This window comes from Pantoea sp. sgz302252 (genome assembly GCF_042610525.1).
Taxonomy (GTDB): domain Bacteria; phylum Pseudomonadota; class Gammaproteobacteria; order Enterobacterales; family Enterobacteriaceae; genus Erwinia.
This window is the reverse complement of record NZ_JBHDVM010000011.1, coordinates 120,642-144,427: the sequence shown is the minus strand read 5'-3', so window position 1 is coordinate 144,427 and position 23,786 is coordinate 120,642. Positions and strand designations below refer to the sequence as shown.

The following is a 23,786-nucleotide window of genomic DNA, read 5'->3' as shown; positions in this document are numbered from 1 at the left end:
CGCTCAGATTATGCTTACACAGCTGCGCGAGATAGTGGAGAAAGTGGCAGGAGCGCCCCGGCTGACCGAGGCGCTCGACATTCTGGTCAGCGAAATCTGCCTGGCGATGGATACCGAAGTCTGTTCGGTTTATCTGGCCGATCACGAGCGGCGCTGCTATTACCTGATGGCAACGCGCGGCCTGAAAAAGCCGCGCGGCCGCACCGTCGCGCTGGCCTTTGATGAAGGCATCGTCGGGCTGGTAGGGCGTCTGGCGGAGCCTATTAACCTCGCGGATGCGCAGAGCCATCCCAGCTTCAAATATATTCCTTCCGTAAAAGAAGAGCGCTTCCGCTCGTTTCTTGGCGTACCGGTTATCAGCCGTCGCCAGCTGCTGGGCGTGCTGGTAGTCCAGCAGCGCGAGCACCGTCAGTTTGACGAAAGCGAAGAATCTTTCCTGGTAACGCTGGCCACCCAAATGGCCACCATTCTTTCCCAGTCGCAGCTGAATGCCTTATTTGGTCAGTATCGGCAAACTCGCGTGCGTGCGCTGGCGGCTGCGCCAGGCGTAGCGGTGGCGGCAGGCTGGGTGGAAAGCAATCAGCCTTCGCTGGATACCGTCTCGGCGGCATCTACGCTGGACGCAGTGCGCGAGCGCGAAAGGTTGTCGCTGGCGATGGACGAGGCATCCGGTGAGTTCCGCCGTTACAGCAAGCGTTTTACCGCCAGCGTGCATAAAGAAAGCGCGGCAATTTTCGATCTCTACTCGCACTTGCTTAGCGATAACCGGCTGAAAAAAGATCTCTATGCGGAGATCGATAACGGTTCCGTAGCGGAATGGGCGGTTAAAAAAGTTATCGAGAAATTTGCCGCACAGTTCGCCAGCCTGCAGGATAGCTATCTGCGAGAAAGAGCTGGCGATCTGCGTGCGCTGGGGCAGCGCCTGTTGTTCCACCTCGACGATACTATGCAGGGCACCAATACCTGGCCCGAGCGTTTTGTGCTGGTGGCAGACGAGCTGACCGCAACCACGCTTGCCGAGCTGCCGCACGATCGTCTGGCTGGCGTGGTAGTCAGGGATGGCGCAGCCAACTCGCATGCGGCGATCATGGTGCGCGCGATGGGTATTCCTACCGTGATGGGCGCGGATATCCAGCCGGAAGCCCTCAACGGCAGGCTGCTGATCGTAGATGGCTATCGCGGCGAACTGCTGGTAGATCCGGAACCCGTGCTGGTTCAGGAATATCAGCGGCTAATCAGCGAGGAAAACGAGCTAAGCAAGCTGGCGGAAGACGTTGTTGAGCGACCGGCAGCGCTAAAATCGGGCGAGCCGATAAAAGTTATGCTCAATGCTGGCCTGAGCGCGGAACACGAGCAGGCGCAGGGCAGCCGTGTGGATGGTGTCGGACTTTACCGTACGGAAATTCCCTTTATGCTGCAAAACGGCTTTCCTTCAGAAGAAGAGCAGGTTGCGCAGTATCAGGGCATGTTGCAACTCTTCCTGGAAAAGCCGGTCACGCTGCGCACGCTGGATGTAGGCGCGGATAAACAGCTGCCCTATATGCCTATCAGCGAGGAAAATCCTTGTCTGGGCTGGCGCGGCATCCGCCTGACGCTCGACCAGCCAGAAATCTTTCTGGTTCAGGTGCGCGCGATGCTGCGCGCCAACGTCGCCAGCGATAATCTCAGCATTTTGCTGCCGATGATCACCAGCATTGATGAAATCGACGAGGCGCTCAGGCTGATTGCACGTGCGGGCCAGGAAGTCGAAGAGATGCTGGGCTATCCAATCCCCAGACCGCGCGTCGGCGTCATGATCGAAGTTCCGTCCATGATCTTCCTGATTGGGCATCTGGCGAAGCGGGTCGATTTTGTCTCTGTCGGCACCAACGATCTGACGCAGTATTTGCTGGCTGTCGATCGCAACAACACCAGGGTCGCCAATCTGTACGATAGTTTGCATCCAGCGATGCTGCGTGCGCTGAAATCTATCGCGGAAGAGGCGAAACGGGCCAATATCGAACTTTGCCTGTGCGGCGAAATGGCCGGAGACTCCAGCTGCGTCGCGCTTTTGGTTGGGTTGGGTTACCATCACCTGAGCATGAACGGGCGCAACGTCGCCAGAGTCAAATACCTGCTGCATCATATTGATTATGAAGAGGCGCAGAAGCTGGCAGAGGCCGGGCTACAGTCGGAACAGGCCAGCGAAGTGCGCCATCTGGTCGCAGCTTTTATGGAGCGGCGAGGGCTGGGCGGCCTGATCCGCGGCGGCCGCTAGGCGGCTTCTCAATGTTTTACAAAGTTCCATCGGGCCGCCATCGTGCGGCCTGTGCTATCATGCGCGCCTCTGTGCCGCGCCGCACGCGCGCTGGTTTATCATTCCGTCACCTGAGATCAGGGACTATTAACAATGGTGAAAGATGACTAACGGCTATCTGGCTTTCCCCCAATTTGATCCAGTAATTTTCTCCGTCGGGCCGATCGCCCTGCACTGGTATGGGCTGATGTACCTTGTCGGCTTCATCTTTGCCATGTGGCTCGCCGTGCGTCGTGCCAACAAGCCGGGCAGCGGCTGGACCAAAGAAGAAGTAGAAAACCTGCTCTATGCAGGGTTTTTGGGCGTATTCCTCGGCGGCCGTATTGGCTACGTATTGTTCTACAACCTGCCGCTGTTTCTGGATAATCCGCTCTATCTGTTCAAAGTCTGGGACGGCGGCATGTCGTTCCACGGCGGTCTGATTGGCGTTATCTGCGTTATGCTGTGGTTTGCCCGCCGCACTAAACGTAACTTCTTCCAGGTAGCGGATTTTATCGCGCCGCTGATCCCTTTTGGGCTGGGTGCTGGCCGTCTGGGCAACTTTATCAACGGTGAACTTTGGGGCCGTGTGGCGCCCGATCTGCCGTGGGCAATGCTCTTTCCCGGCTCTCGCGGCGAAGACGTGGCGCTGGTCACGACCCATCCAGAGTGGCAGTCCCTGCTGACCACTTACGGCGTGCTGCCGCGTCATCCTTCCCAGCTTTATGAACTGCTGCTGGAAGGCATAGTGCTGTTTATCATCCTGAATATCTTTATCCGTAAAAATCGCCCGATGGGCGCGGTCTCAGGCCTGTTCCTGATCGGTTACGGCCTGTTCCGCTTTATCGTGGAATATTTCCGTCAGCCGGACGCCCAGCTTGGCCTGTTCGACAATTTTATCAGCATGGGACAAATCCTTTCGACGCCGATGATTATCGCTGGCGCGATCATGATGATTTGGGCCTACCGCCGCCGTGCTACGCAACAAGTTCGTGAGGAAAAATGAAGCAGTATCTGGAATTAATGCAAAAAGTGCTCAACGAGGGCACGCCGAAAAATGACCGTACCGGCACCGGCACGCTGTCGATCTTTGGTCATCAGATGCGCTTCAACCTGCAGGAAGGCTTCCCGCTGGTCACCACTAAAAAGTGCCATCTGCGCTCTATCATCCATGAGCTGCTGTGGTTTCTGAACGGCGACACCAATATTGCTTACCTGAAAGAAAACAAAGTCACTATCTGGGATGAGTGGGCCGACGAAAACGGCGATCTCGGCCCGGTTTATGGCAAACAGTGGCGTAGCTGGGGCGCGCCAGATGGCCGCCAGATTGACCAGCTGGCGAAAGTCATGCAGCAGCTAAAAAGCGATCCGGATTCGCGCCGCATCATTGTCTCTGCCTGGAACGTAGGCGAGCTTGACGAAATGGCGCTGGCACCGTGCCATGCTTTCTTCCAGTTCTACGTAGCGGATGGCAAGCTCTCCTGTCAGCTTTACCAGCGCTCCTGCGATGTGTTTTTGGGCCTGCCGTTTAATATCGCCAGCTATGCGCTGCTGGTGCATATGGTTGCGCAGCAGTGCGATCTTGAGCCGGGTGATTTTGTCTGGACGGGCGGCGATACGCACCTTTACAGCAACCACCTTGAGCAAGCGAACCTGCAATTGACGCGCGAACCGCGCACAATGCCGAAGCTGGTCATCAAGCGTAAACCGGCCTCGCTGTTTGACTATCGCTTTGAAGATTTTGAAATCGAAGGGTATGACCCGCATCCGGCCATTAAGGCTCCGGTCGCCATCTAACTGACTAAAGGGAGCGCAAATGCGCTCCCTTTTGAGGTTGATGGCAAACCCCAGGTTGCGTTTAACTCTGTGACAGAGCAGCAGAGGCAGAGCGGAACATGGACACGCCGTGAAATCGTCCCTGATGGCTCGGTTGGCGCGTCCCTGCGCCAAACGGTCCACTTATCCGCTCAGCCTCTGCCGCTGTAAGACTTCTGTGTTGCTGTAAAAAAGCCAAAATCCAGAAGCATTTTAGGTTTGTTAGCCATCTGAAGAGGGAGCGCAAATGCGCTCCCTTTTTTATTCGCTCTGCTTACCCCTTTCTGCTGTTTTTTCTTTAGCTAAAACCCTTCCCAAACAGGCAGTAAAACCGTCTTTTTGCGAGACGCTTCGTAAAAAAATGTCGATGAAAATTGCAGGGGTTAAACCTCTGGAAAGCGCCTCACATTATCGTTTTTTGCCGCTGGTAACTTTAGCTGACGGTATCACAATAGCCTGCATGAACAGACAAGGCTTTACCCTGGCGGAATTGATAATAGTTATGGCAATTGCCAGCCTGCTGACTATCAGCGGCATTAGCGGCTGGCAGCAGTGGCAACAGACGCAACGCCTGAACGCCAGCGCGCGGCAAATTCAGCATTTTTTATTGCGTCTGCGCAGCGAGGCTAACTGGCACAACCAGCAGGCACTACTGTGGAAAACCAGCGGCACTTCCTGGTGCCTTGGCAGCGGCCCCATGCAGCCGCATTGTTCAGCTCGCCAGCGTAAAACGCTGCTTGCGCCCTGGCCAGAAATAAAAATGGTTTCACTCACGGAAGGCATGGGCTTCTATGGCCGCCGCAATGTAGCAAAACCAGGGCGGATTGTTATCGCCAACGCAGCAGGAGAACGGCATATCATCCTTTCTTCTCGCGCAAGGGTGCGCCTGTGCAAAGGAGCCTGTCCGTGAAGCAGTTGGGTTTTACTCTGCCAGAAATGCTGATTGCGCTGGCGATTAGCGGCGTGCTGATGCTGGGAGCGGCACGCTTTCTGCCACTGCTTCAGCTCGGTAATTTGCGCATCCTGCAAACTTTTCAGCTGCAGGAAGAGCTACAGCTGATAATGGGCACCCTGGAAAAAAGCGTGCGCCGCGCTGGCTACTGTCACGGCGAATGTCAGGGAGAGGCGCTAAAAATTTCGGGCGCCCCCTGCCTGCTGGTGCGCTGGGATGAAAACAGCAACGGCAAATGGGAAGAGCCAGGCCGCGAAGACAGCGATTATTACGGCTACCGGCTGCGCGACAGCAACCTGGAGGCGCAGCGCGGCGTGGATAATTGCGATAGCGGAGGATGGGAAAAAATGAACGATCCGGCCGTAGCGGTCATTAGCGATCTTCATATCAGCAGGCAAGCGCGACAGATCCGCATCCGGCTCGAGGGCTACGACAGACGTTTTCCCCGGCTGCCGCTGAGCATCGAGCGCTGGATTACGGCGGAAAATTTATGAACGCGCAGCAGGGGAGCGGCGCGCTGCTGATGGTGATTCTGCTGCTGATGATGTCGGCCGCCTTGCTTAATGCTACTCGCCGACAGATGGATGCCTCGCTTAGCCTGGTGCTGGACGAAAAGCTTTATCTGCAGCAGGCCAGCCTTGCGGTTTCGGCGCTGGCTTGGGGAAAAACGTTGCGGTGGGCCGCCGCCAGTGAGTGGCGCTGCCGGACAAGGGCGGCTACGGGCTGGCAAGCCTGCTTTAAAATAACAACCAAAGGCGAAGCGCTGCTGCGGGGTGACAGCGGCAGCGATACGCTCGCCCTTTATCAGTGGGTGACGAGAAATGAACGAAACGGCATGCTGCATCCGATCCCGCACGGCTGTATCGATTTTTGTCCGCTGGCGAAAGAGCAGGAGTGCCTGCCAGCAGAAACAGCAGGGCTTTAGCCTGCCGGAGACGCTGACGGCGCTGCTGCTGTTCAGCATCAGTTCGCTGGCGCTGGTGCAGTACCAGCTGGCGTTAGGCAGAGGCTTTCAGCTACAGCTGCAGCAGCGGGAAGCCTTCAGGCTGGCCTGGCAGCGTTTTGAAGGCTATCAGGCGCCAAACTGGCAAACAGCGCTACAACAAACGGCGATTATCGACGGCTGCGAGCTGTTAACCTCGACGGTAGTCAGCCCCGCAGGCGCCAAAGCCAGCCTGTCGCAGCTGCTTTGTAAAGACCAGGAAGCCGAAAGCCGGGCCACTCAAACAGCGCTTTAGCAAGCGCCGGAGAGACCAGTTAAAACTCAGGCCGCAGATTTCCTTTTATGAGAGCTGGCGGCCGGAAATCTTTCTTTCGCTGCCATAAAAAAGAGCGGCTGGCAATATTACGAAGGTCTGGCCTGGTTCCATCCATTATTTTCCATTGTCATGAAAATTTTATTTTATTCAGCGGAGGTGATTTACAGGAAATTCTAAAAAAGATTAATTTCAGTTGAATAAATAATGCATTTAACTAACTGATATAAAAGGAGGTCAGGCAGAGCAGAATTAATTTTTACCGGTATAACACAAGCAGTTGGCTAATTTTTCTAATCTTTTAACAAAGATTCATGGATGAAATATTATGAAAACAGTAAATAAAATCTTACTTTCCCTCTCTCTGGCAGCGGTATTTCTTCCCCCGGCAGGCGCAGATGCCGTTAAAGATGTCACGGTAGACTACCGTCATGGCTATCGCCTGCGGGATCGCACTCATTACGATAAGCTGGCGCTGGGCGCTAATTTACCTTACGACTACGCTTTCAACGTCGAAACAAAATTTAAGACAGGCGGCCCCGACCCTAAAGACAAATACTATAACGACATCGTGCTGAACGTGGTGGAAATGACGCTGCTGAAAAATTTCTATTACGGCGACTGGAGTTTTACGCCCTTTATCCAGCCAGAATTCAGCTCGGTCAGAACCGAATGGAAATTCGGCGTGGTGCCCTGGTACAAATTTAACGACAGCTGGGCTATCGGCGGCATGTATCGTCTGGAGCTAAGCGACTATGCGCACGACAGCCAGTGCGGTCAGGTCGGCCACGATAGCTGCAGCCTGGATAAGCACAGAACCGTTAACCGCTTCGACGCCTATCTGCGCTATCGCTGGAACGATTTAACCACGACTTACAAATACATCTATATGCACGGCGACGATATCCTTTTCGCCAACAAAAAACATAACTATGAGCAGGAGCTGCAGTTCGACTATACGCTTGGTGCCAACAGGGAGTGGCGGCCTTACGTAACCTTCGCCGATATTGGACGCAGCGCTTACTCCAGCGAGCGTCAGCTTCGCTTAAGGCTGGGCGTCGCCTATACCTTTAAGTAATTTCCGGCTACATAAAGGATAAACGGCCCGACAGCCGCATTTGCAACAGCCTCCGGACGGGGTAGAGTGTGCACGCAGAGCGCATCACTGTACCAGGAGCAGGCATGTTTACCGTTTATCACTCGAATCAGCTGGATCTCTTAAAAACGCTGGCGGCTTACCATATTGAAAATCAGCCGCTGCGCGATCCTTTCCAGTCGGAAGTGGTGCTGGTACAGAGCCCCGGGATGGCGCAGTGGCTACAGATGTCGCTGGCGGAGCAGTTCGGTATTGCCGCTAATATCGCCTTTCCGCTACCTGCTTCTTTTATCTGGGATATGTTTGTCCGCGTTCTGCCGGGCATCCCAAAAGAGAGTGCTTTCAGCAAAGCCAGCATGAGCTGGAAACTCATGACGCTGCTGCCAGCTATGCTGTCGCGCCCGGAATTTGTCATGCTGAGCCACTATCTGTCTGACGATGATGACAAGCGCAAACTGTTCCAGCTGGCCTCACGCATAGCCGACCTTTACGACCAGTATCTGGTTTTTCGCCCGGAATGGCTGAACAGCTGGGAAAAAGGCCGCCTGATTGAAGGGCTGGGCGAAGCGCAGCAGTGGCAGGCGCCGCTGTGGGCGGAGCTGGTAGCGTATAACCGCGAGCTGGGGCATCCTGAATGGCATCGCGCCAATCTGTACGCGCGCTTTATCACTACACTGGAAAGCAGCACCAACAGGCCGCCCGGTCTGCCGGATCGCGTTTTTATCTGCGGTATCTCCGCGCTGCCGCCGGTTTATCTGCAGGCGCTGCAGGCGCTGGGCAAACATATCGATATCCATCTGCTGTTTACCAATCCCTGCCGCCATTACTGGGGTGATATCCAGGATTACGCTTTTCTGGCTAAGCTGCAAAGCCGCCGCCGGGAGCGCTATAACCAGCAGCGTGAAAGCGCGCTGTTTCGTGAAGAGGATGCCGCCAGCCTGTTTAATGAAGCAGGGGAACAGCAGCTAAGCAACCCGCTGCTGGCGTCGTGGGGCAAGCTGGGACGCGATAACCTTTTTTTGCTGGCGCAGATGGAATGCCGCGAGATCGACGCTTTTGTCGATATCGAACCGACCACGCTGCTGCAAACGCTGCAATACGATCTGCTGGAGCTGGAAGATAACGCCGTGATTGGCCTGCGGCGCGAAGAGTGGGAAACCAGCTTCGGCAAGCGGGTTCTGGATCCGCAAGACCAGTCGGTGAGTTTTCACCTTTGTCATAGCCCACAGCGCGAAGTGGAAGTCTTACAGGATCGGCTGCTGGCGCTGATGGCGGAAGATCCGCAGCTTTCGCCGCGCGATATTATTGTGATGGTTGCGGATATCGATGCCTATACCCCCTTTATTCAGGCGGTATTTGGCAACGCGCCTGCGGAACGCTGGCTGCCTTTCTCAATATCTGACCGTCGCGCCAGCCAGGCGCATCCCGCTTTGCAGGCTTTTATTGCCTTGTTGAGCCTGCCGGACAGCCGCTTTACCTCTGAGAGCGTGCTGGCGCTGCTTGAAGTGCCGGCGGTTGCCAACCGTTTCGCCATTGACGAAGAGGGGCTGCGGCGGCTGCGGCACTGGGTCGGTGAATGCGGTATTCGCTGGGGGCTGGACGACGACACGGTGCGCGAACTGGATCTGCCACCAACCGGGCAGCATACCTGGCAGTTTGGCCTGACAAGAATGCTGCTGGGCTACGCCATGCACAGCGATATCGGCCACTGGCAGGGCGTGCTGCCCTATGACGAATCCAGCGGCCTGATTGCCGAACTGGTGGGCCATCTGGCGGAACTGCTGATGCAGCTGCGCCGCTGGCGCGAGCGGCTAAGCGCGCCGAGAGAGCTGGAAAGCTGGCTGCCGCTGTGCCGCGAGCTGCTGGGCGACTTCTTCGCTGGCGACGCGGAGGCAGAAGCGGCGCTGGCGCTGATTGAAGAACAGTGGCAGCAGGCCATTAGCTACGGTATCCAGGCAGAGTACCGCCAGGCGATCCCGCTTTCGCTGCTGCGCGATGAGCTGCGAGCAAGGCTGGATCAGGAGCGGATCAGCCAGCGCTTCCTGGCCGGGCCGGTTAACTTCTGTACGCTGATGCCGATGCGATCCATTCCTTTTAAAGTGGTCTGCCTGCTGGGCATGAACGATGGCGTCTATCCACGCACGCTGCCGCCGCCGGGCTTCGATCTGATGAGCCAGCAGCCGAAAAAAGGCGATCGTAGCCGCCGTGACGACGATCGCTACCTGTTTCTGGAAGCGATCAACTCGGCCCGGCAGCAGCTCTACATCAGCTATATTGGCCGCACTATTCAGGATAATTCGGAACGTTTTCCCTCGGTGCTGGTCAGTGAACTTGTCGATTATATCGGGCAAAGTTTCTGCCTGCCGGAAGACCAGCAAAAAGATGTCGACACCAGCGCGGCGCGCGTTATCGGGCACCTGCATCATTTGCACAGCCGTATGCCGTTCGCGGCGGAAAATTTTCTGCCGCAAACCCGTTATCAGAGCTACGCGGCGGAGTGGCTGCCGGCGGCGAAAGCGAGCGGCGTGCCGCATCCGCCTTTTATGCAGCCGTTGCCCGATGCGAACATCACCGAGCTTAACTTTGACCAGCTGCTGCGCTTCTGGCGTCATCCGGTACGCGCCTTTTTCAGCCAGCGGCTGGGCGTCAGCTTCAGCGCCGAGGATATGGAGCTACCGGACGCCGAGCCTTTTATTTTGGACAACCTCAGCCGCTACCAGCTCAATACGCAGCTGCTGAATACCCTGATTGAAGGGCAACCTGGCGAGCCGCTTTTCGAGCGCCATCGCGCGGCGGGAAATCTGCCTTACGGCGCCTGGGGCGAGCTCTTCTGGCAAGAGCAGTTGGCGGATATGGCCGAGCTCGCAGGTATCGTACGCGAGCAGCGTATAGATTCCGTAAGTTGGGAAATCAACCTGCAGGTCGGCGGCCTTCAGCTAAGCGGTTGGCTTCCTGCGGTCCAGGATGACGGGCTGCTGCGCTGGCGGCCTGGCCACCTCAACTTTACCGACGGGCTGGCGCTGTGGCTGGAGCATCTGGTCTACTGCGTGCTGGGCGGCAGCGGCGCCAGCCGTATGTATGGCCGTAAAGAGAGCCGCTGGTGGTTCCCGCCGCTCTCAGTCGACGAGGCCAGCGGCTGGCTGGAGCGCTATATCACTGGTTATAAAGAGGGTATGCGCGCGCCGTTGCTGCTGCTGCCGAAAACGGGCGGTGCCTGGCTGGAAGCCAGCTATGACGACAAAACGGCGGCGGTTGCTCAGGATGAGGCGACGCAGGCAAAGGCGCGCAACAAGCTGCTACAGGCCTGGCAGGGCAATATGCAGATGGAAGGCGAGGGCAGCGATCCCTACCTGGCGCGGCTGTTCCGTACGCTGGATGAGGCTACCCTACAGCAAATTATGCAACAGGCCGAGGCCTGGCTGCTGCCGCTGCTGCGGATGAATGACAGCAGGTAACGGGTAGTGTTACTTTATAACCAAAGTCAGCTAATTTTTTTATCCGCTTTGCCCTGGCGCCAGGCGGAATCTTCAGAGTAGGCCGCGGCTTGCGCGGCTACGTTAGATCGTTGAGGAGTTTGAATGCGTCGTTATGCAGTCTGGTTCACCACGCTGTTCCTGCTTTTTTCCGTCTGGGGCCCGCAGGCCCTGGCGCAGTCTGGCTGGCAGCCGATAGCCGAAAAAATCCTGAAAAGCGAAAAGGATCCGCGTCAGTATCAGGCGATCAAACTCGACAACGGCATGACGGTGCTGCTGGTTTCCGATCCGCAGGCGACAAAATCGCTGTCGGCACTGACCCTGCCAATCGGTTCGCTGGACAACCCGCGTAACCAGCAGGGCCTGGCGCACTATCTGGAGCATATGCTGCTGATGGGCTCAACACGCTATCCGCAGCCGGACAACCTGGCGGAGTTTCTGAAAAAGCACGGCGGCAGCCATAACGCCAGCACGGCCTCTTACCGCACGGCCTTCTATCTGGAAGTGGAAAATGATGCGCTGGAACCGGCGGTAGACAGGCTGGCAGATGCTATCGCCGAACCGCTGTTGGATCCGGTCAACGCCGACCGCGAGCGTCACGCCGTCAATGCGGAACTGACGATGGCGCGCTCGCGTGATGGCTTGCGCATGGCACAGGTAGGCGCAGAGACGCTGAACCCGGCGCATCCCAGCTCGCTCTTTTCCGGCGGCAATCTGGAAACTTTGAAAGACAAGCCGGACAGCAAACTGCACGATGCGCTGAAAGATTTTTACCATCATTACTATTCCGCCAACCTGATGAAGGCGGTGATCTACAGCAATAAACCGCTGCCAGAGCTGCAAAAAATCGCCGCCGCCACCTTTGGGCGGGTGACTAACCATGATGCCACCGTACCGACTATTGATGTGCCAGTAGTCACCGATAAACAAAAAGGCATCATCATTCACTACGTGCCGGCCCAGCCGCGCAAACAGATAAGAATCGAATTCCGTATCGATAACAACAGCGATAAATTTCGCAGTAAAACCGATACCCTGGTCGGCTATCTGATTGGTAACCGCAGTAAAAATACGCTTTCCGACTGGCTGCAAAGCCAGGGGCTGGCCGATTCGATCAACGCAGGCGCCGATCCGGTTATAGACCGCAACGGCGGCGTTTTCTCCATTTCCATTTCGCTGACCGATAAAGGTCAGGCGAACCGCGACCAGGTCATCGCTGCCGTGTTCAGCTATCTGAACAAGCTGCGCAGCGAAGGCATCGACAAGCGTTATTTTGATGAAATGGCGCACGTGCTGGATCTCGACTTCCGCTATCCGTCAATCACGCGCGATATGGATTATATTGAGTGGCTGGTCGATACCATGCTGCGCGTGCCGGTTGCCGATACGCTGGTAGCGCCCTATATTGCCGACCAGTATGACCCACAGGCTATCAAAGCGCGGCTGGATGAAATGACGCCGCAGAACGCGCGCATCTGGTTTATCAGCCCGGACGAGCCGCACAACAAGACGGCTTATTTTGTCGATGCGCCTTATCAGGTCGATCGCATCAAGCCGGAGCGTTTTGCCGCATGGCAGGCGGAAAGCGCTAAAATCTCGCTCGCCTTGCCTACGCTCAATCCTTATATCCCGGATGATTTCACGCTGATTAAACCGGCGCAGCAGTTCGATCGCCCGCAGGCGCTAATCAATCAGCCAGACCTGCGCGTATTTTATATGCCGAGCCGTTTCTATGCGGACGATCCTAAAGCCAACATTACGCTGGCGCTGCGCAACAAAGAGGCGATGAGCACGGCGAAAAATCAGGTACTGTTCGGCATGAACGACTACCTGGCCGGGCTGGCGCTGGATGAACTCAACTCGCAGGCTTCGGTAGCCGGCATCAGTTTCTCTACCAGCGAAAACGACGGCGTGACCTTTAACGCCAGCGGCTTTACTCAGCACTTGCCGGAGCTGATGCAGGCGTTGCTGAAACAGTACGCCAGCTATCAGCCCACGCAGCAGCAGCTGGATCAGGCGAAGTCCTGGTATCTGGAGCGTCTGGACTCCGCTGAAAAGGGCAAGGCGTTCGAGCTGGCTATACAGCCTGCGCAAATGCTGTCGCAGCTGCCTTATACCCAGCGTAGCGAACGCCGTAAACTGGTGGCGGGCATTACGCTGGCGGATCTGAAAGCTTACCGCGCTATGCTGCTGGAAAAAGCGACGCCGGAGCTGATGGTGGTCGGAAATATGACGCCGGAAAGCGTTAAGGCGCTGGCGACCACGCTGAAGTCACAGCTTAGCTGCGAAGGGCAAAACCGCTGGCACAGCAACTATCTGGTAGTGGATAAACCTGCCAACGTTAATTTGCAGAAGGCCGGTAGCAGCACAGACTCTGCGCTGGCCGCACTTTACGTGCCGCTCGGCTATGAAGAGTACGACAGCATCGCCAGCAGCGCCATGCTCAGCCAGATTGTGCAGCCGTGGTTCTATAACCAGCTGCGCACCGAAGAGCAGCTGGGCTATGCGGTATTCGCCTTCCAGATGCCGGTCGGACGCCAGTGGGGCATCGGCTTCCTGCTGCAAAGCAACGTTAAACAGCCTGCTTACCTGCTCAAGCGCTTTGCCGCCTTCTATCCAACGGCGGAAAAGCGCCTGCGCGCAATGAGCAAAGAGGATTTCGCCCAGTACCAGACGGCGATGATCAACGAGCTGAAACAGCGGCCGCAAACGCTGGATGAAGAGGCAGGGCGCTACAGCAAGGACTTCAACCGTCAGAACTATAGTTTCGACACGCGCGAGAAAGTCATTGCCCGCATCCAGGCGCTGACGCCGGAAAAACTGGCGACCTTTTTCCATGATGCGGTAATCAAGCCTCAGGGCATGACGCTGCTGTCGCAGATCTCCGGCAGTCAGCACGGCAAGGCGGACTACGCTAAACCAGCAGGCTTTACCACCTGGGATGAAGTATCGAAACTCCAGCAGGCATTCCCGGTGAAAAGCGATAAATGAAGGTCCAGCGTCTCGATCCCCTGACGCTGCCGCTGAAGGGCGAAAGGCTGATAGAGGCCTCGGCGGGAACAGGGAAAACCTTTACGATCGGATTGCTTTATCTCCGCCTGCTGCTTGGGCTGGGCGGAGAAGCCTCCTTCGGGCGGCCGCTTTCCGTCGAAGAAATCCTGGTGGTAACCTTTACCGAAGCGGCTACCGCAGAGCTGCGCGGCCGCATCCGCGAAAATATTCACAAGCTGCGTATCGCCTGCGTGCGCGGCCACACCTCCGATGGCGTGCTGGCGCAGTTGCTGTCGGAAATTGACGATCTGCCGCAGGCGGCCGCGCAGCTGCTGGCCGCCGAACGTCAGATGGATGATGCGGGTATCTTCACTATTCACGGTTTCTGCCAGCGCATGCTCAACCTGAATGCCTTTGAATCGGGCATGCTGTTCGAGCAGCAGCTGATTGAAGATGAGTTTCCGCTGCGCCGTCAGGCCGCCGCCGACTTCTGGCGGCGTTACTGTTATCCGCTGCCGCTGCCGATAGCGCGGGTTATGACGCAAATGTGGCAAGGCCCGGAGCAGCTGCTCAATACGCTGCTGCCCTGGCTGAACGGCGAAGCGCCGGTGCTGAAATATCCGCTCGACCTGCAGGAAACCTTCGCCGAGCGTCATGACAAAATCATCGCGCAAATCGACCGGCTAAAAGCCGCCTGGCTGGCGGCTGGTAATCTGCACGATCTCATCGCGCAATCAGGCGTAGATAAGCGCAGTTATAGCAGCAAGCACTTACCAAACTGGCTGGATAAGCTCAACCAGTGGGCGATGGCAGAAACCCTGGACTACCTGTTTCCAAAAGAGCTGGAGCGCTTCGGCCAGCGCGTTCTGCATGAAAAAACCAAAAAAGGCGAGCCGCCGCAGCATCAGCTGTTCGACGAAATCGACCGTTTCCTGGCCGAACCGCTGTCGCTACGCGATCTGGTGATCGCCACCGCGCTGGAAGAAATTCGGCAGGCGACGCAGAAAGAGAAACGGCAAAACGCGCTGCTGGGCTTTGACGATTTATTGGGTCGACTCGACAGCGCGCTGCGGCAGCCTGGCGGCGAGGCGCTGGCGCTGGCAATCCGCACCCGCTATCCGGTAGCGTTAATCGATGAATTTCAGGATACCGATCCGCAGCAATATCGCATTTTTCGCGGTATCTATGGGCAGCAGCCTGACAACGCGCTGCTGCTGATTGGCGATCCCAAGCAGGCTATTTACGCGTTTCGCGGCGCGGATATCTTTACCTATATGAAAGCGCGTGCAGAAGTTAGCGCTCACTACACGCTGGAGACGAACTGGCGCTCTTCACCAAATATGGTAAACAGCGTCAATCAGCTTTTCTCGCGTTTGCAGACGCCTTTTCTGTTCAGCGAAATTCCCTTTATCAAGGTGGAACCAGCGGCACCAAACGCCGCGCTGAGCTTTACTATTGCAGGTAAAGAACAGCCTGCGCTGCGCTTCTGGCTACAGCCGGGGGAAGGCGTGGGCGTCACAGAGTATCAACAGTTTATGGCGCGCCAGTGCGCGGCGGATATCTGCCGCTGGTTGAGCGCGGGCCAACAGGGTACAGCGCTAATCGGTAAAGGTGAGGAACTGCGTCCGGTACAGGCGTCAGATGTAACCGTGCTGGTACGTAGCCGTAGCGAGGCCGGATTAATACGCGAGGCGCTCAATGCCCTGAATATTCCTTCGGTTTACCTCTCTAACCGCGACAGCGTATTTGCTACTCAGGAAGCGCGTGAAATGCTGTGGCTGCTACAGGCGGTGCTGGCGCCGGAGCAGGAGCGCATCCTGCGCAGCGCGCTCGCCACCAGCATCTTTGGTCTGGATGCGCCTGGGCTACAGGATTTAAGCGAAGACGAACGCAAATGGGACGCGCTGGTGGATGAATTCGACCACTATCGCCAGCGCTGGCTGAAGCGAGGCGTTCTGCCAATGCTGCGCGAGCTGATGGTCAGGCGGCAGATTGCGGAAAATCTGCTGGCCTCTGAAAACGGCGAACGGCGTCTGACCGATCTGCTGCACCTTGGCGAACTGCTACAGGAGGCCTCCGCGTCGCTCGACAGCGAGCATGCACTGGTGCGCTGGCTGGCGCAGGAAGTGGCGCAGCCTAACGGTCAGTCTGCCAGCCAGCAGCTTCGCCTGGAAAGCGATCGCCATCTGGTGCAGATCGTCACCATCCATAAATCAAAAGGGCTGCAGTACCCGCTGGTCTGGCTGCCGTTTGTCGCCAACTATCGCGAAGCGGCCACGGGCATTTACCACGATCGGCAAAATTATCAGGCGCTGCTGGATCTGCGTGACGACGAAGAAAGTATTGAGCTGGCCGAGCAGGAGCGGCTGGCGGAGGATTTACGCCTGCTTTATGTAGCGCTGACGCGCTCGGTTTACCACTGTAGCGTCGGCGTAGCGCCGCTGATAAAGGGCAACCGCAAGAAAGAGGGCAACAGCGATCTGCACCGCAGCGCGCTGGGCTGGCTGCTGCAACAGGGCGAACCGGGCGATGCCAATGCGCTGCGCGAACAGCTGCTGGCGCTGCAAAACGAGGCGGTGGAAACGCTGCTGGCGGAGGCGCCGGAAAGCGAACCCTGGCAGCCGCAGCAGCATGTCCTGCATACGCTCAGCAGCAAAGCGATGGCCCGCAAGCTGCGCGATGAATGGCGCGTCACCAGCTATTCCGGCCTTCAGCAACATAGTCATTCGGTGACGCTTGACCTGCTGCCGCGTCTGGATGTTGATGCAGCGGGCGAGGCGCAGAGCCAGCAGGCTGCTCAATTGACGCCGCATACTTTCCCTCGCGGCGCGGCTCCCGGCACCTTTTTGCACGGCCTGTTTGAGAACCTCGACTTTACACAGCCGGTAGACGAAGCCTGGCTAAGCGAACAGCTGGCCGGACAGGGGCACGATTTGGCCTGGCTGCCGGTGATAAAGCAGTGGCTGGAAGAGATACTGACGACGCCGCTGAACGAAACCGGCGTCAGCCTGAGCCAGCTGCCGCCGGAAAGCCGTCAGGTCGAACTGCAATTTTACCTGCCAATTCAGCAACTGCTCAGCGCCGAAAAACTGGATCGGCTGGCGCGCCATTACGATCCGCTATCGGCTGGCTGTCCCGCGCTTAACTTTCAGCAGGTACAGGGAATGCTGAAGGGCTTTATCGATCTGGTATTTTGCTGGCAGGGAAAATATTATCTGCTGGATTATAAATCTAACTGGCTGGGCGAGTCGGGCGAACATTACACGCCGGAAGCGATGGCGGAAGCGATGCTCGCGCACCGCTACGATCTGCAATACCAGCTCTATACGCTGGCGCTGCACCGTTATCTGCGTCATCGTCTGGCGGACTATGACTACGAACGCCATTTCGGCGGCGTAATCTATTTGTTCCTGCGTGGCGTAGATGGCACCGCGCAGGAAAATGGTATCTTTCGTACCTGTCCGGAAGCGGCTTTTATCCAGTCGCTCGACGCCCTGTTTGCCGGAGAACCTCAGGAGGAATCATGGCTATAGCGCAACTACTGCTTTCCGCCTGTGAAGCGCGGCTGCTGCGTCCGCTGGACGTGCAGTTTGCCCATATGGTAGCGGGCGATGAACACCCGGCGCTGATGTTGGCCGCCGCCTGCGTCAGCGCCGAAGCGGGCGAAGGGCATGTTTGCCTGCCGCTGGCGCATCTTAGTGAGTCACTGCTGTTCGGCGGACGCCATCCCGAACTGGCCAGCCAGCTGTGGCAGGCTGTCGGCGAGCCGGACTGGCATCATCTGCTTTCTTCTGCACAGGCCGTGGGCGATGGCAGCACGGCGACGCCGCTGGTGCTGCACCAGCAGCGGCTTTATCTGCATCGTATGTGGCAGTCGGAAGGTCAAGTCGCGCAATTTATCGTGCGCGAGGCCCAGACAGAGATAGACGAACAGCGGCTGCGCAACGCGTTGGACAGGCATTTTGGCGAGCAGCCGGATAACTGGCAGAAAATTGCGGCTGCGGTAGCGATCACGCGGCAAATCGCGGTGATTTCAGGCGGGCCGGGAACGGGTAAAACCACCACCGTAGCTAAACTGCTGGCCACGCTGCTGGAGCTTGCTTCCGGCTCGCTGCGGATACGCCTTGCCGCACCGACGGGCAAAGCAGCAGCGCGGCTGACCGAATCCCTGGGCAAAGCCCTGCAGCGTCTCGATGTCAGCGAAGCGGAAAAACAGCGTTTTCCAACGGAAGCCACTACGCTGCACCGTTTGCTGGGCGCAGTGCCGGGCAGCCAGCGCATGCGCTACCACGCAGGCAATCCGCTGCATCTGGATCTGCTGGTGGTGGATGAAGCTTCAATGGTAGATCTGCCGATGATGGCGAATTTGATCGCCGCGCTGCCGCCGCACGCCAGGGTCATTTTCCTGGGCGACCGCGATCAGCTGGCCTCGGTTGAAGCAGGCGCGGTGCTGGGCGATATCTGCCGCTGTGCGGAGTCCGGCTACAGCAGCCAGCGGGCAGAGATGCTGATGCGCCTGACCGGTTGCGACGTTGAGAGCAAAGAAGATCGGCTGGCGCCTGCCGTGCGCGACAGTATCTGCCTGCTGCGTAAAAGCTACCGTTTCGACGCTTCATCCGGTATTGGCCAGCTGGCGCTGGCGGTTAACGCCGGAGAAATCCGCCAGGTTGAAAAGGTATTCAATGCGGACTTTACCGATATAGCCCGCTTCACGCTCAGCAGCAGCGCGGAATATCAACATCTGCTGGATGCCAGCGTGGCAGGCTATCGCGACTACCTGGAGCAGATCGCCAGCCAGGCGGAGCCTCGCCAGGTCATTGAGGCATTTGGCCGCTTTCAACTGCTGTGCGCTTTGCGTGAAGGGCCTTTTGGCGTCTTCGGCCTGAACGAGCGTATTGAAGCCGCTTTGCAAAAGCAGCGGCTAATCCAGCGCCAGCCCGGCAGCAAATGGTATATCGGCAGACCGGTAATGATTGCCCGCAACGATAGCGCGCTGGGGCTGTTCAACGGCGATATCGGGATAGCAATGAGCGACGCCGAAGGCGCGCTAAAGGTCTTTTTCCCGCTGCCGGATGGCACTATCCGCGCCGTACAGCCGAGCCGGTTGCCGCCGCACGAAACGGCCTATGCCATGACGGTGCATAAATCTCAGGGTTCGGAGTTCGACCATACGCTGCTGGTTATGCCAAACCAGTTTGCGCCAGTACTGACGCGGGAGCTGGTTTACACCGCTATCACCCGCGCCAAAGAGCGGCTAACGCTCTATGCGGATAATCAGGTTCTGCACAGCGCGGTCAAAATGCGCACGCTACGCCGCAGCGGCCTGGTTGAGCGGCTGGCAGGGTAAAAAGTTGCGAGACGTTTTCCAAAGTTATTATTACGGCCAGGATATTCGACGCATTTTGTTGACCAGTAAAACATCGCGGCTTAGTGTTCCTCATTGTTTTACCAACAAATTAACGGTGGCTTCTTCTGACTCTACGCTACGGGTATAAAATTTCCGCACGTAATGCAGTTGCATTGTGCAATGCATTTGCATTACGCTGCTAGCGGGTAAAAAACGTACCGGGCAGACACAACAAAGGAGAAGCAAATGTTGTTAAATATAGCGGACGTCTCTCTGCGCGCTGAATCGCGGCTTACCGAACGCAGCCAGACAACTATTCCGGCAGCGATTCGCGACGCTTTACAGCTCAAGCCGGGAGAATTTATCGACTATTTGCTGCTATCTGGCGGTAAGGTGCTTATGTCCCGACAGAGCCAGCAGGAAGATGATCCGGTAGTGGGTCAGTTTCTGCAGCTTCTTGAAAATGACATGGCAGCAAACCCGCAGCGCATTCAGCCTGTATCAGCCTCACTTTGGGCGAATATCGAGGCGCTTACAGCAGGAGCAGAAGTGGATTTGGACGCGCCGCTGACGGATGAGTAGCAGGAGACCAGGCATGGAACTGCTGGAAATTAACGGCTGGAAGATATTTTTCCATCCCTGCTTTACGGCTCAGCTAATGCAGTTAGCGGCTGAAGTCGCGGCGCTAAAGGCTGCACAGCCGGACGACTATTTAAAGAAAAAGCCGACAAAATTGCTCGCGGCGATAACGCGCGTTGTGAAAGAGGTTATCGCTGCCGATCCTTTTAGCAAGCAGTTCCGGCACGGTGGTTCGCTGGGCGGCGAGCATAAGCACTGGTTCCGCGCCAAATTCTTACAGCAGTTCCGTCTGTTTTATCGCTGTAGCGAACAGCATAAAACAATCATACTCGGTTGGGTGAATGACGAAAATTCGCTGCGCGCTTACGACAGCAAAACGGATGCTTATAAAGTCTTTGCCCGTATGCTGGCAGCAGGCCATCCACCTGACGACTGGGATGCGCTTTTGCTGGAAGCCAAAAATCACACCTCATCGCTGCAAAACAATCTGCTGTCTGGTTTTCGCTAATTTATCCGTCAGTAGAGACGGCACAGGCTAACAGAGCCCAGGGCTGGTACGGCCTGCGTGTTGCCGCAGGCTATACAAATGCAAAGCCTCAGGCCATCCGCGCGTGGCTCAGATCCGCCATCAGCACCTTGGAGCGCCGCTGGTAGTTATACATTTGCTTTTTGCTTTCCGGCAGCTCTTCGATATCTACCGGCGTAAAACCGCGCTCCTGGAACCAGTGGATGCTGCGCGTGGTCAGCACAAACAGCTTTTTCAGCCCCATCTGCCGCGCCTGTAGCGCAACTCTTTCCAGCAGCGCTTCGCCGCGTGACGAGCTACGGTAGTCAGGATGCACTGCAACGCAGGCCATTTCGCCTATTTTCTCTTCCGGGAAAGGGTAGAGCGCCGCGCAGCCAATCGTCAGGTTATCCCGTTCGATAATAGTAAACTTATCGATCTCAATTTCTAATTGCTCGCGCGAACGGCGCACCAGAATGCCTTGCTGCTCCAGCGGGCGAATGAGCTCCAGGATGCCGCCGATATCATTGATGGTGGCGCGGCGGATTTGCTCGGCGCTTTCCATCACAATCTGCGTTCCTATACCGTCACGGGAGAACAGTTCTTGCAGCAGTGCGCCATCTTCCTGATAGCTGATAAGATGGCTGCGGCGCACGCCGCTGCGGCAGGCCTTGACCGCGCCGCGCAAAAAGCGAACGGTGGCGGAAAGATAATCTTTGCTCTCTTCCAGCTCTACAATGCGCTGCTGCGCGTCGTTGGGAAACAGCTCGGAAATCACTGCGCCTTCGTTGTCGGTAACGCCCTGCTCAGCGCAGAAGCCAATCATTTTTTCCGCTTTCAGTTTGATTGCCAGCTGGGTGGCGACCTCTTCCGAAGTCAGGTTAAAGCTTTCGCCGGTAACGGAAACCGCCACCGGGCCAAGCAGCACGATAGCGCCGCTGTCGAGCTGACGATGAATGGCTTCTTCATCGATGCGGCGGATACGGCCGCTGTGGCAGTAGTCCACGCCATCATCCACGCCCAGCGGCTGCGCGATAATAAAGTTACCGCTGACTACGTTAATATGCGCGCCCTGTAGCGGCGTATTGCTCAGGCTCATTGACAGGCGCGCGGTAATATCGAGCTGTAAACGGCCCGCCGCCTGCTTGACCAGCTCCAGCGACTGCGCGTCGGTTACGCGGGTATGCTTGTGATAGATCGGCTCCAGCTGGTGCTCCGCCAGATTAGCGTCAATTTGCGGCCTTGCGCCATATACCACCACCAGACGGATGCCAAGGCTGTGCAGCAGGCCGATATCATTGACGATGCTGGAGAAGTTTTCATGCTCGATGGCTTCGCCGCCCAGCATAATCACAAACGTCTTACCACGGTGGGCATTGATATAGGGCACGGTATGGCGAAACCCCTGAACCAGCTCGGTACTCCGTTCCTTCACGGCAAACCCTCATGAATTATTATTCGCTAAAACTGTATTTTTATTCTTTTATCACGCGGGCGCAAGGGGCAATTTTTGCCATTTTTCTTCACCGGGCTAAACACGGTGGCTCAGCAGGGCTTTTAAGGGGTGACACCGGCAGCAGGATTCGCTACAGTTTTGGCGCCTGGTAGTTTTTTGGTTTTATTTTTCTTTACAAAACAGCAATTTCATCACTGGAGTGGCATGTCCGATTTACCTTCGCCCGGCCGACGACGCTTTTTACAGGGCGCCGGCGCCGCACTGCTGCTGAGCGTCAGCAAAGTGGGGCTGGCGGCAAGCAGCCATATCGTAGCCGTACGCATCTGGCCTTCGTCGACCTATTCCCGCATCACGCTGGAATCCAATACCCCGTTGAAATACAAGCAATTTGCCTTAAGTCACCCTGAGCGCGTTGTGGTGGATATCGCTGGCGTGCAGCTCAATCAGGTGCTTAATCACGTCGGGCATCTGGTGCGCAGCGACGATCCCTATATCAAAAACGCGCGCGTCGGCCAGTTCGATCCTCATACGGTGCGGCTGGTGCTGGAGGTAAAGCAAAGCGTTGCGCCAAAAGTCTTTACGCTCGATCCGGTCGCCGGTATTAAAAACCGCCTGGTGCTGGATCTCTATCCGGCCAGAAACCGCAGCCATAACCATGAAGACGATCCCTTGTTGGCACTGCTACAGGACTACAACAAAGGCGATCTGGAAAGCGGGCAACCCGTTTCCGCGCCGCTTCCGGGCAAGGCAGGTAAAGATCGACCGATTATTATCATGATCGATCCCGGCCACGGCGGCGAAGATTCCGGCGCCATCGGCAAGCATAAAACCAAAGAAAAAGATGTAGTGCTGAAAATTGCCCGGCGGCTGAAAGCGCTAATCGATAAGCAGCCTAATATGCGCGCCCATATGACGCGCAGCGAAGACGTTTTTATTCCGCTGAAGGTGAGGGTAGCGAAAGCCCGCAGGCTACGCGCCGATCTGTTCGTCTCAATTCACGCCGATGCCTTCACTAACCGTGCGGCAAGAGGTTCATCCGTCTTTGCGCTATCGACAAAAGGCGCGACCAGTACCGCCGCGCGCTATCTGGCGAAAACGCAGAACGAATCGGATCTGATCGGTGGCGTCAGTATGAGCGGCGACCGTTACCTGGATCATACTATGTTCGACATGGTGCAGAGCCTGACCGTGAACGACAGCCTGAAGTTTGGTAAGGAAGTGCTGGGGCATATGAAAAAGATTAATCACCTGCACAAAAATAAGATGGAGCAGGCGGCGTTTGCAGTGCTGAAAGCGCCGGATATTCCTTCGATTCTGGTAGAGACGGCTTTTATCAGCAATCTGGAGGAAGAGCGTAAGCTGCGTACCGCGAAGTTTCAGCAGCAGGTAGCTAATGCGATACTGGCAGGGATTAAAGCTTATTTCGCTCATGGTGCGCCGCTGGCACCGCGATAAAACTGGGCAGGCGGCGCAGGCCGTCTGTTTAACAGGAAAATTGGCAGACGCCAGAAACAAAAAAACACCCGAAAGGGTGTTTGATTGGTTGCGGGAGCCGGATTCGAACCGACGACCTTCGGGTTATGAGCCCGACGAGCTACCAGGCTGCTCCATCCCGCGTCCGATTTGCTGGCGCTTCCATCACGACAGACTTTTTTGCTGCAACCATTTAAAATGGTTGCGGGAGCCGGATTTGAACCGACGACCTTCGGGTTATGAGCCCGACGAGCTACCAGGCTGCTCCATCCCGCGTCCGAACTTCCTGACGCTTCCATCACGACAGGTTTACTGCTTGTTCCCCTCAGGGAATTGGTTGCGGGAGCCGGATTCGAACCGACGACCTTCGGGTTATGAGCCCGACGAGCTACCAGGCTGCTCCATCCCGCGTCCGTGGATGCGCACTATACTCTCCGATGATTTTGTTGCAACCCCTTTTTGCAGCTTAATGGCTAAAATCGCCCTTGTTGCTTACTTTCTCAGCCAATTGTTGCATTGTTGTGCAAAAACCGGGCTTCTTTTTTGCCGGGTCGTTTTAATCTTCAGG

The 23,786-nt window shown here is 56.6% G+C and carries 16 protein-coding genes and 3 tRNA genes; 15 read left to right on the top strand and 4 right to left on the bottom strand.

From position 1 onward, the window contains the following. Positions 1 to 10: 10 nt before the first annotated feature. The 14 genes from ptsP to ACETPC_RS18670 all read left to right on the top strand — a co-directional run bounded on the left by ptsP (position 11) and on the right by ACETPC_RS18670 (position 20,292). Entirely contained in the window at positions 11 to 2,257 is a 2,247-nt protein-coding gene (gene ptsP / locus ACETPC_RS18735) for a phosphoenolpyruvate--protein phosphotransferase (protein ID WP_380183984.1), read from the top strand. Positions 2,258 to 2,399: 142 nt separating this feature from the next. Next, complete coding sequence (gene lgt / locus ACETPC_RS18730; protein WP_380183982.1) at positions 2,400 to 3,281, top strand: prolipoprotein diacylglyceryl transferase; 882 nt, start codon at positions 2,400 to 2,402, stop codon at positions 3,279 to 3,281. Then, entirely contained in the window at positions 3,278 to 4,072 is a 795-nt protein-coding gene (thyA, locus tag ACETPC_RS18725) for a thymidylate synthase (protein WP_380183980.1), read from the top strand. The genes lgt and thyA overlap by 4 nt, the downstream gene beginning before the upstream one ends. A gap of 478 nt (positions 4,073 to 4,550) precedes the next feature. Then, positions 4,551 to 5,000, top strand: a complete 450-nt coding sequence (locus tag ACETPC_RS18720; protein ID WP_380183978.1) for a prepilin peptidase-dependent protein — start codon at positions 4,551 to 4,553, stop codon at positions 4,998 to 5,000. Further along, the gene (locus ACETPC_RS18715; RefSeq protein ID WP_380184005.1) at positions 4,991 to 5,536 is read left to right on the top strand and encodes a prepilin peptidase-dependent protein; all 546 of its coding nucleotides are present in this window, start codon (positions 4,991 to 4,993) and stop codon (positions 5,534 to 5,536) included. The genes ACETPC_RS18720 and ACETPC_RS18715 overlap by 10 nt, the downstream gene beginning before the upstream one ends. A 29-nt stretch (positions 5,537 to 5,565) precedes the next feature. Further along, positions 5,566 to 5,967 (top strand): DUF2509 family protein, encoded by a 402-nt coding sequence (locus tag ACETPC_RS18710; protein WP_380183976.1) that lies wholly within the window; start codon positions 5,566 to 5,568, stop codon positions 5,965 to 5,967. Continuing rightward, the gene (locus tag ACETPC_RS18705) at positions 5,864 to 6,280 is read left to right on the top strand and encodes a prepilin-type N-terminal cleavage/methylation domain-containing protein (RefSeq protein WP_380183974.1); all 417 of its coding nucleotides are present in this window, start codon (positions 5,864 to 5,866) and stop codon (positions 6,278 to 6,280) included. The genes ACETPC_RS18710 and ACETPC_RS18705 overlap by 104 nt, the downstream gene beginning before the upstream one ends. A gap of 346 nt (positions 6,281 to 6,626) precedes the next feature. Further along, positions 6,627 to 7,376 carry an oligogalacturonate-specific porin KdgM family protein gene (locus ACETPC_RS18700; RefSeq protein WP_380183972.1) on the top strand — a complete coding sequence of 250 codons (750 nt, stop codon included), beginning with the start codon at positions 6,627 to 6,629 and terminating at the stop codon, positions 7,374 to 7,376. A gap of 104 nt (positions 7,377 to 7,480) precedes the next feature. Continuing rightward, positions 7,481 to 10,849 (top strand): exodeoxyribonuclease V subunit gamma, encoded by a 3,369-nt coding sequence (gene recC / locus ACETPC_RS18695; protein WP_380183970.1) that lies wholly within the window; start codon positions 7,481 to 7,483, stop codon positions 10,847 to 10,849. Between the two features lie 123 nt (positions 10,850 to 10,972). Next, the gene (gene ptrA, locus ACETPC_RS18690; protein WP_380183968.1) at positions 10,973 to 13,858 is read left to right on the top strand and encodes a pitrilysin; all 2,886 of its coding nucleotides are present in this window, start codon (positions 10,973 to 10,975) and stop codon (positions 13,856 to 13,858) included. Next, positions 13,855 to 17,391 carry an exodeoxyribonuclease V subunit beta gene (gene recB / locus ACETPC_RS18685; RefSeq protein WP_380183966.1) on the top strand — a complete coding sequence of 1,179 codons (3,537 nt, stop codon included), beginning with the start codon at positions 13,855 to 13,857 and terminating at the stop codon, positions 17,389 to 17,391. The genes ptrA and recB overlap by 4 nt, the downstream gene beginning before the upstream one ends. Next, a complete protein-coding gene (recD, locus tag ACETPC_RS18680; RefSeq protein ID WP_380183964.1) occupies positions 17,382 to 19,205 on the top strand; it encodes an exodeoxyribonuclease V subunit alpha in 1,824 nt (607 codons plus the stop codon). Before recB ends, recD begins: the two co-directional genes overlap by 10 nt. Before the next feature lie 246 nt (positions 19,206 to 19,451). Then, the gene (locus tag ACETPC_RS18675) at positions 19,452 to 19,787 is read left to right on the top strand and encodes a type II toxin-antitoxin system PrlF family antitoxin (protein WP_380183962.1); all 336 of its coding nucleotides are present in this window, start codon (positions 19,452 to 19,454) and stop codon (positions 19,785 to 19,787) included. A gap of 13 nt (positions 19,788 to 19,800) precedes the next feature. After that, on the top strand, positions 19,801 to 20,292 hold the full coding sequence (locus tag ACETPC_RS18670) for a type II toxin-antitoxin system YhaV family toxin (protein WP_380183960.1): 492 nt from the start codon (positions 19,801 to 19,803) through the stop codon (positions 20,290 to 20,292). A gap of 88 nt (positions 20,293 to 20,380) precedes the next feature. Here the strand turns inward: ACETPC_RS18670 and argA are convergent, their stop codons facing one another. Then, positions 20,381 to 21,724 carry an amino-acid N-acetyltransferase gene (argA, locus tag ACETPC_RS18665; protein WP_380183958.1) on the bottom strand — a complete coding sequence of 448 codons (1,344 nt, stop codon included), beginning with the start codon at positions 21,722 to 21,724 and terminating at the stop codon, positions 20,381 to 20,383. A gap of 225 nt (positions 21,725 to 21,949) precedes the next feature. Here argA and amiC point away from each other — a divergent pair, with 225 nt between their 5' ends. Continuing rightward, entirely contained in the window at positions 21,950 to 23,200 is a 1,251-nt protein-coding gene (gene amiC / locus ACETPC_RS18660; protein WP_380183956.1) for an N-acetylmuramoyl-L-alanine amidase AmiC, read from the top strand. An 85-nt stretch (positions 23,201 to 23,285) separates the two neighbouring features. On the opposite strand, the gene ACETPC_RS18655 is transcribed toward amiC, so the two are convergent. The 3 genes from ACETPC_RS18655 to ACETPC_RS18645 form a co-directional block, all read right to left on the bottom strand. Continuing rightward, positions 23,286 to 23,362: transfer RNA gene (locus ACETPC_RS18655), tRNA-Met, on the bottom strand. Positions 23,363 to 23,417: 55 nt separating this feature from the next. Then, a tRNA-Met gene (locus tag ACETPC_RS18650) sits at positions 23,418 to 23,494 on the bottom strand. A 58-nt stretch (positions 23,495 to 23,552) separates the two neighbouring features. Then, a tRNA-Met gene (locus tag ACETPC_RS18645) sits at positions 23,553 to 23,629 on the bottom strand. Positions 23,630 to 23,786: the final 157 nt, after the last annotated feature.

Excerpts from the sequence above, each read along its gene's own strand:
- ACETPC_RS18710 (WP_380183976.1), top strand. The coding sequence starts at position 5,566 with ATGGTGATTCTGCTGCTGATGATGTCGGCCGCCTTGCTTAATGCTACT.
- thyA (WP_380183980.1), top strand. The coding sequence starts at position 3,278 with ATGAAGCAGTATCTGGAATTAATGCAAAAAGTGCTCAACGAGGGCACG.
- ptsP (WP_380183984.1), top strand. The coding sequence starts at position 11 with ATGCTTACACAGCTGCGCGAGATAGTGGAGAAAGTGGCAGGAGCGCCC.
- ACETPC_RS18670 (WP_380183960.1), top strand. The coding sequence starts at position 19,801 with ATGGAACTGCTGGAAATTAACGGCTGGAAGATATTTTTCCATCCCTGC.
- ACETPC_RS18700 (WP_380183972.1), top strand. The coding sequence starts at position 6,627 with ATGAAAACAGTAAATAAAATCTTACTTTCCCTCTCTCTGGCAGCGGTA.
- ACETPC_RS18705 (WP_380183974.1), top strand. The coding sequence starts at position 5,864 with ATGAACGAAACGGCATGCTGCATCCGATCCCGCACGGCTGTATCGATT.
- amiC (WP_380183956.1), top strand. The coding sequence starts at position 21,950 with ATGTCCGATTTACCTTCGCCCGGCCGACGACGCTTTTTACAGGGCGCC.
- ACETPC_RS18720 (WP_380183978.1), top strand. The coding sequence starts at position 4,551 with ATGAACAGACAAGGCTTTACCCTGGCGGAATTGATAATAGTTATGGCA.
- ACETPC_RS18675 (WP_380183962.1), top strand. The coding sequence starts at position 19,452 with ATGTTGTTAAATATAGCGGACGTCTCTCTGCGCGCTGAATCGCGGCTT.
- recD (WP_380183964.1), top strand. The coding sequence starts at position 17,382 with ATGGCTATAGCGCAACTACTGCTTTCCGCCTGTGAAGCGCGGCTGCTG.
- lgt (WP_380183982.1), top strand. The coding sequence starts at position 2,400 with ATGACTAACGGCTATCTGGCTTTCCCCCAATTTGATCCAGTAATTTTC.
- ptrA (WP_380183968.1), top strand. The coding sequence starts at position 10,973 with ATGCGTCGTTATGCAGTCTGGTTCACCACGCTGTTCCTGCTTTTTTCC.
- recB (WP_380183966.1), top strand. The coding sequence starts at position 13,855 with ATGAAGGTCCAGCGTCTCGATCCCCTGACGCTGCCGCTGAAGGGCGAA.
- recC (WP_380183970.1), top strand. The coding sequence starts at position 7,481 with ATGTTTACCGTTTATCACTCGAATCAGCTGGATCTCTTAAAAACGCTG.